This window comes from [Clostridium] citroniae WAL-17108, assembly GCF_000233455.1.
In the GTDB taxonomy this organism is placed as follows: domain Bacteria; phylum Bacillota; class Clostridia; order Lachnospirales; family Lachnospiraceae; genus Enterocloster; species Enterocloster citroniae.
Window position 1 is genome coordinate 686,791 of record NZ_JH376421.1, and the last position, 7,662, is coordinate 694,452.

The 7,662-nt window shown below is 47.6% G+C and carries 5 protein-coding genes, 1 tRNA gene and 1 rRNA gene; all 7 read left to right on the forward strand.

All coding sequences use genetic code 11. The annotated features are described in order from the left end of the window. Positions 1 to 8: 8 nt before the first annotated feature. A complete protein-coding gene (gene gyrA / locus HMPREF9469_RS13090) occupies positions 9 to 2,555 on the forward strand; it encodes a DNA gyrase subunit A (RefSeq protein ID WP_007862623.1) in 2,547 nt (848 codons plus the stop codon). Positions 2,556 to 2,683: 128 nt separating this feature from the next. Beyond that, positions 2,684 to 4,612 carry an EAL domain-containing protein gene (locus HMPREF9469_RS13095; protein ID WP_007862624.1) on the forward strand — a complete coding sequence of 643 codons (1,929 nt, stop codon included), beginning with the start codon at positions 2,684 to 2,686 and terminating at the stop codon, positions 4,610 to 4,612. Between the two features lie 20 nt (positions 4,613 to 4,632). Next, positions 4,633 to 5,475 carry a fumarate hydratase gene (locus tag HMPREF9469_RS13100; RefSeq protein WP_007862625.1) on the forward strand — a complete coding sequence of 281 codons (843 nt, stop codon included), beginning with the start codon at positions 4,633 to 4,635 and terminating at the stop codon, positions 5,473 to 5,475. Positions 5,476 to 5,599: 124 nt separating this feature from the next. Further along, positions 5,600 to 6,151 carry a Fe-S-containing hydro-lyase gene (locus tag HMPREF9469_RS13105; RefSeq protein ID WP_007862626.1) on the forward strand — a complete coding sequence of 184 codons (552 nt, stop codon included), beginning with the start codon at positions 5,600 to 5,602 and terminating at the stop codon, positions 6,149 to 6,151. A 73-nt stretch (positions 6,152 to 6,224) separates the two neighbouring features. Then, a complete protein-coding gene (locus tag HMPREF9469_RS13110; RefSeq protein ID WP_007862627.1) occupies positions 6,225 to 6,956 on the forward strand; it encodes a lysophospholipid acyltransferase family protein in 732 nt (243 codons plus the stop codon). Between the two features lie 77 nt (positions 6,957 to 7,033). Then, a tRNA-Ser gene (locus tag HMPREF9469_RS13115) sits at positions 7,034 to 7,121 on the forward strand. 415 nt (positions 7,122 to 7,536) lie between these two features. Next, positions 7,537 to 7,662 (forward strand): 16S ribosomal RNA (locus HMPREF9469_RS13120); the annotation flags it as partial.

Sequence of the window (7,662 nt, forward strand, 5' to 3'; positions counted from 1 at the left end):
GATTGAATATGGAACCAAATGTATTTGACAAGGTTCATGAAGTAGACCTTAAAAAGACCATGGAACAGTCCTATATTGACTATGCCATGAGTGTTATCAGCGCCAGGGCCCTGCCTGATGTAAGGGACGGTTTAAAACCTGTACAAAGGCGTGTACTCTACTCCATGATAGAACTTAACAATGGTCCGGATAAGCCGCACCGTAAATGCGCGCGTATCGTGGGTGATACCATGGGTAAATACCATCCCCATGGCGACAGCTCCATTTACGGGGCATTGGTAAACATGGCCCAGGAGTGGTCCACACGTTATCCGCTGGTGGACGGACATGGAAACTTCGGTTCCGTGGACGGAGACGGCGCTGCTGCCATGCGATATACGGAAGCCCGTCTCAGCAAGATATCCATGGAAATGCTGTCCGATATCAATAAAGACACGGTTGACTTTGTGCCCAACTTTGATGAGACAGAGAAGGAACCGGTTGTGCTCCCCTCCAGATATCCCAACCTTCTTGTCAATGGTACATCCGGCATTGCGGTTGGAATGGCTACCAATATCCCGCCCCATAACCTTCGTGAGATCATAGGCGCCGTTGTTAAGATGATCGACAACCGGGTGGAGGAAGACAGGGAGACAACCCTGGAAGAGATCATGGAAATTGTAAAAGGACCTGATTTCCCAACGGGTGCAACCATCCTCGGCAGAAGAAGCATTGAGGAAGCATACCGCACAGGCCGTGCCAAGATCAAGGTGCGCGCCGTTACCAACATAGAGACCATGCCCAACGGAAAGTCCAGGATCATTGTGACTGAACTTCCCTACATGGTAAACAAGGCCCGTCTCATTGAGAAGATCGCAGACCTTGTAAAAGATAAGAAAATTGACGGAATCACATATATCGGAGATGAGTCCAACCGTGAGGGTATGCGCATCAACATCGAGCTGCGCAGGGATGTGAATGCCAATGTTATTTTAAACCAGCTGTTAAAACACACCCAGCTTCAGGATACCTTTGGTGTGATCATGCTGGCCCTGATCAACAATGAGCCCAAGGTGCTGAATATCCATCAGATGTTGGATGAGTACCTGAAGCATCAGGAAGAGGTTGTAAGAAGAAGGACCCAGTATGATCTGAATAAGGCTGAGGAGCGGGCCCATATCTTACAGGGCTTGCTGATCGCCCTGGATCACATTGACGAGGTCATCCGCATCATCAGGGGTTCCGCCAATGTGGCTGACGCCAAGAACCAGTTGATGGAGCGCTTCGGCTTATCCGATGCACAGTCCCAGGCCATTGTGGATATGAGGCTGCGCGCACTCACCGGTTTGGAGAGGGAGAAACTGGAGAACGAGTACAGGGAGCTTCAGGCAAAAATTGAGGAGTTAAAGGCCATCCTGGCAGATGAGAAAAAGCTTCTCACAGTCATCAAGGAGGAGATCTCCGTAATCTCCGATAAATACGGGGATGACAGGCGCACTGCCATTGGATATGATGATGACGTGTCCATGGAAGACCTGATCCCGGATGAGGACACGGTGATCGCCATGACCCATTTGGGCTATATCAAGAGAATGGACGTGGATAATTTCAGAAGCCAGAACCGCGGCGGCAAGGGCATCAAGGGAATGCAGACCATTGAGGAGGACTATATTGAGGACCTTCTTATGACCACCAACCATCACTTTATGATGTTCTTTACCAACAAGGGGCGTGTGTACAGGTTAAAGGCATATGAGATTCCGGAGGCAGGACGGACTGCCAGGGGAACCGCTATCATCAACCTGCTGCAGCTGCAGCCTGATGAGAAGATAACAGCCATCATTCCCATGCGTGAATATAATGAGGACAAATACCTGTTCATGGCAACTAAAAACGGTATGGTCAAGAAAACACCGATGGTGGAGTATGAGCATGTGCGCAAGAACGGCCTTCAGGCCATTGTTCTGCGGGAGGATGATGAGCTTATAGAGGTAAAGGATACGGACAATACCCAGGATATCTTCCTTGTAACACGCAAGGGGATGTGTATCCGCTTTAATGAAACGGATGTAAGGGTCACCGGCCGTGTATCCATGGGCGTGATCGGCATGCGTTTTGAAGAGGATGATGAGGTCATCGGTATGCAGATGGAAAGTCAGGGTGAAAGCCTGCTGGTTGTTTCGGAGAACGGAATGGGCAAGCGTACCATCACGTCTGAGTTCAGCGCCCAGAACAGGGGCGGCAAAGGCGTGATCTGCTATAAGTGCACGGATAAGACAGGAAACCTGGTAGGAGCAAAGCTGGTGAATGACGGCCGTGAGATCATGATCATTACCACGGAGGGGATTATTATCCGTATGACAGTGGATGATATCTCTGTGATCGGCAGGAATACATCTGGTGTTAAGCTGATGAACATTAACCAGGATTCCGATATCAAGGTAGCCAGCATTGCCAAGGTGCGTGAGAGCGTTACCAAGGACAGCAATGTGTATGATGAGGAGTTTTACGAGGATGAAAATCCTGACTCAGACGAGGCAGGCCCATCAGATGCGGATCCGGAAGAGACAGTATAAAATCAGCACAGGAAATGTGTAGGGAAATAAAATTGAATATGCTGAAAAGGCTGTCCTGACAGACAGCCTTTTCATGTAATTAACCTGGTTCAAGAAATCTTGGATCCAAGGTACAAAGGAGAAAAAGGATGATTAAATGGTCATTGGCAGCTGAATTGCTGGCATTAATCATCATCATATTTTTAATGCTGCATTACCATGACAGAAGACTGGCGGCTAATTACAGGAGAAACATGTACAGACTGTGTCTGTGGATGTCAGCGGCTGCAATTATCCTGAATATTATATGTGTATCAGTTATTTCCCTGTCAGATAAGGTTCCGGTTTGGGTCAATCTTTTATTTAACAGCGCTTATTTTATCCAGGTGGTCCTTTTGTGTTCCGTGGTTGCAGCCTATCTGGCCTCCCTTATACTGGAGCATGTGTATGATAAGACATGCATGAGGAGATATCTTACATCTGTTGTACTTCTGAACCTTATGTTCTGGTGCGTGGTGGCATGGAATGTAAAAAGCGGGGTCCTCTTTTATTTTGAACAGGGGGAGATCTATCGGAGGGGGCCACTTAACGGGCTGGGGTACGTGATCATGGGTATCCAGATGGTCATGCTGCTGGTCTGTTATGTGCGAAACAGGAAGAGCGTGAGCCGGTCCGTGGTCAGACTTATACGGACCATGCCTCCCATTGCATTGGCATTGATCCTGTTTCAGCATACATATCCCGATCTTCTGCTCAACGGCATGTTTGCAGCGATCACTGACATGGTTATGTTTGTCAGCTTTCAGAGCAGCTGGAATGAGAGGGACAGCCTGACCGCCGTGGGAAACAGAAACAGCTTTTTCCAGGAAGTGACCCTGCGCATGGCCGGCCGGCAAAATTTCCAGGTGGTGCTTGTGACCCTGAAACAGTTTGCCGTGATCAATCAGAAATTCAGCCACAATAAAGGGGACGAATTTCTCTATGAGATTGCAAAGGAGATGGATTCCATCCTACCACAGGCTAAGGCATTCCGGTTTGCCAATGTGGAGTTTGCCGTGCTGCTCCCCTATGCCTCAGAAAAAACAGCCTTTAAGAATCTGGCTGTGATCAGGTCCCGATTTGAAAAACCGTGGAAACTGGGACAAATCTCCAGTCAAATTCCGGCCTTTTTCACAGATATCATATACCAGGGCCAGGATTGGAGCCCGACCCAGATGTTTGAGTTCCTGGAGTACGGGGTAAAAGCCGCCAAGGAAAGTATACAGGGAATACAGTGTATTGACCGTGTTCTTCTGGAGCACCTTGCCAGGCGCAAACAGATCCTGGATATCATGCAGCAGTCCATTGAGCAGAAACGGTTCAGGGTATGGTATCAGCCGGTTTACAGTTTTGAACAGGGGAATTTCTCTTCCGCAGAGGCATTGCTGCGCCTGACGGATTATGAGGGAAATCCGGTTCCTCCGTCTGAATTTATTCCCCTTGCGGAAGAAAAGGGAATGATCGATGAGTTGAGTTGGATCGTTCTGGAGGAAGTGTGTTCATTTCTGCAGAGGGTTCCCAGCCATATCAGGTCCATTTCCATCAACCTTTCCATGCAGCAGTTTGAGGACCGTGGCCTGACGGAGAGGATTAAACAGTACCTGGATGAATATCATCTGACTCCGGACCGGCTGAAGATAGAGATAACAGAGCGCGTACTGCTTCAGGACATGGATCACATGAAGCGGATGATGGAACAGTTGACCGGAAATGGGATCCATTTTTACCTGGATGACTTTGGAACAGGGTATTCTAACATTTCCTGCGTCCTGTCCCTGCCCTTTGAGTATATCAAGCTGGATAAAAGCCTGCTCAATGGCCTGCCCGGTGATTCCAGGGCAGAGCTTCTGGTAAAGAGTATGATACAGAGTTTTGAACGCATGGGCCTTAAGGTAATTGCCGAGGGTGTGGAGGAAAAGGAACAGGCGGAAATGCTCCGTATGTTTGGAGCGGACAGCATACAGGGATATTATTACGGAAAACCTATGCCTGAGGATGAGTTTCTGGCAGTCATATCACATAGAGTAAAAGAAAACTAAGAAGTGAAGGAAAATAAGAAATGAGGGAAATGCAGACCGAACAGATTACCCAGGTGATCAGGGAAATGTGTATTGAGGCAAACTACAGGCTTGCCCCCGACATGAAATGCGTGTTTTGTCAGGCTGTGGACCAGGAGGAGTCCCCTCTTGGACGTCAGGTATTAAAACAGCTGGAGGAAAACCTGAGAATAGCGGACGAGGATATGATACCCATCTGTCAGGATACGGGAATGGCCGTGGTGTTCCTGAAGGCCGGTCAGGAGGTCCATTTTACAGGCGGAAGCCTGACCAATGCGGTGAACGAAGGTGTCAGAAGGGGATATGAGGAAGGGTACCTGCGCAAATCCGTGGTGGGAGATCCCATTGAGCGGGTCAATACCAGGGATAATACACCGGCGGTGATCCATTATGAGATCGTGGAGGGGGACCAGGTTGATCTGACCGTGGCTCCTAAAGGCTTTGGAAGTGAAAATATGAGCCGTGTGTTTATGCTGAAACCGGCAGACGGGCTTGAAGGTGTTAAGAACGCCATACTGACAGCTGTCAGGGATGCGGGCCCCAATGCATGTCCGCCCATGGTGATCGGAGTGGGTATTGGCGGAACTTTTGAAAAATGTACGGAGATGGCAAAGCACGCCCTGACCAGAAATATTAGTGAAAAGCATGAAACAGTCTGGGTAAGGGAACTTGAAGAGGAGATGCTTCAGACTGTGAACAAGCTGGGGATCGGACCCGGGGGGCTGGGGGGAAGGATCACTGCCTTGGCTGTCAATGTGGAGACATATCCCACCCATATAGCCGGTCTTCCTGTTGCAGTCAATATCTGCTGCCATGTAAACAGGCATGTACACAGGGTACTTTAAGGGTAAGTTATCTGCTTAGGCAGATTACTGGCTCATTGAGATCACTTACGTTAGAACGATTACTTACGTTAGAACGATCATTTACTTTAGAACAATTACTTACAACGGAAAGGGAGTCCGGATGATGGATAGGCATATCAAAGTACCGATGACAAAAGAGGACGCGGTCTCTTTAAAGGCAGGAGACTATGTATATCTGACAGGAACCATTTATACTGCCAGGGATGCGGCTCATAAGAGAATGGACGAGACACTGGACCGGGGGGAAGAACTGCCCTTTAATATTAAAGATAATATTATCTATTATCTGGGGCCGTCCCCGGCAAGGGAGGGGAGACCCATAGGTTCAGCGGGACCCACCACGGCCAGCCGCATGGATAAGTATACCCCCAGGCTTCTGGATATGGGAATGGGAGCAATGATAGGAAAAGGAAAAAGGAGCCAGGCTGTAATTGACGGCATTGTGCGCAACAAGTCCGTGTATTTTGCAGCAGTGGGAGGAGCAGGGGCCATCCTGTCCAAATGTATTCTTTCTTCAGAACTGATTGCATATGGAGATCTGGGGACAGAGGCAATCTGCAAACTGGAGATCAGGGACTTTCCAGTGGTGGTTGTCATTGACAGTCAGGGTAATAACCTGTACGAAACAGCAGTAAAGGAGTACTGTACAATATAGTACTGGAGCAAATTACCGGAGCATATCCGGATTTGATTTTTGCCATTTGCACGCTCCGGGGGAAGAGGAAACTATGAAGCGGATCATATATATGGTATTTATGAATCTGTTCCATGCGCCGGTATGGCTGTTTACCATTGCCCGCATGGGACGGCCTGAGGATGGACGTACCATTAAGGAATGCTATGATTATATTGCAAGAATGACAAGACGGATCATTAAAAGGGGAAGGGTAACGGTAACGGCCACCGGGATCGAACATATTCCGGATCAGGATGGGTTTATGCTTTTTCCAAACCATCAGGGGCTGTTTGATATGTTGGCCCTGTTTTCTACCTGCCCAAGACCACTTTCTGCTGTTATTAAGAAAGAAGCCTCCGGCTGGATCCTGGTCAAGCAGGTGATCGGCGCCACCGGAAGCCTTGCAATGGATCGGAGTGATATTAAAGATCAGGTAAGGATCATTGGGGAGGTGACAAAACGGGTTAGGGAAGGATCTAACTTTGTCATATTCGCAGAAGGGCACCGAAGCCGCAAAGGAAATGAGATACTGGATTTTAAAAGCGGCACTTTTAAAAGTGCGCTGAAAGCAGGCTGCCCCATTGTGCCTGTAGCCCTGATCAACTCCTTCAGACCCTTTGATATCAACTCATTGAGCCGGGAATATGTGGAGGTGCACTACATGGAGCCTATTTTGCCGGAACAATATATAGGTATGAAGACCTCAGAAATCGCACATCTTGTACATGACAGAATTCAGGAAGAAATAAATAAAAATGTCGGTAAAAACACCTTGACAACCTAATTTCTATCTAGTATAATGGTCAATGCGTCTGAGGACAAATATGTCAAAAGAAGCAATCATATGGAAAATATCAATTCGGAGAAATACTCAAGAGGCCGAAGAGGCGCCCCTGCTAAGGGTGTAGGCTGGGCAACCGGCGCGAGGGTTCAAATCCCTCTTTCTCCGCTCCATTTTCCAAATGATTATTTTTTTACTGTTTTGCCCTGGGGGCATAAAATTAATCAAAAAAGTTGTTGACAACAAACGACAGCTATGATATGATTAATACCCGCTGGAGAAAATACAGCGGATGATTTTTGCAGAGGGCCAAACGGCCTGAAACAACAAATTAAAAAAAGTAAAAAAAGTTGTTGACAAACGCAAGCAGCTGTGATAAGATATAAAAGTTGCTGCTGAACAAGACAACAACAAACGAACCTTGATAATTGAAGATTAAATAGTATGTAAAACCCTGAAAATTCTAAAAACAAAAGGTCTGGTTTAGACCTTTGGATTTGAGAAAATTCGGAACAAAACCAAGTAATGAAGGTTAAAGATAACTATAGCCAAGCTAAGTAGTCTAAGACCAAGAATCAACTTTTAATTTGAGAGTTTGATCCTGGCTCAGGATGAACGCTGGCGGCGTGCCTAACACATGCAAGTCGAACGAAGCAATCAGAATGAAGTTTTCGGATGGATTTCGTGGTTGACTGAGTGGCGGACGGGT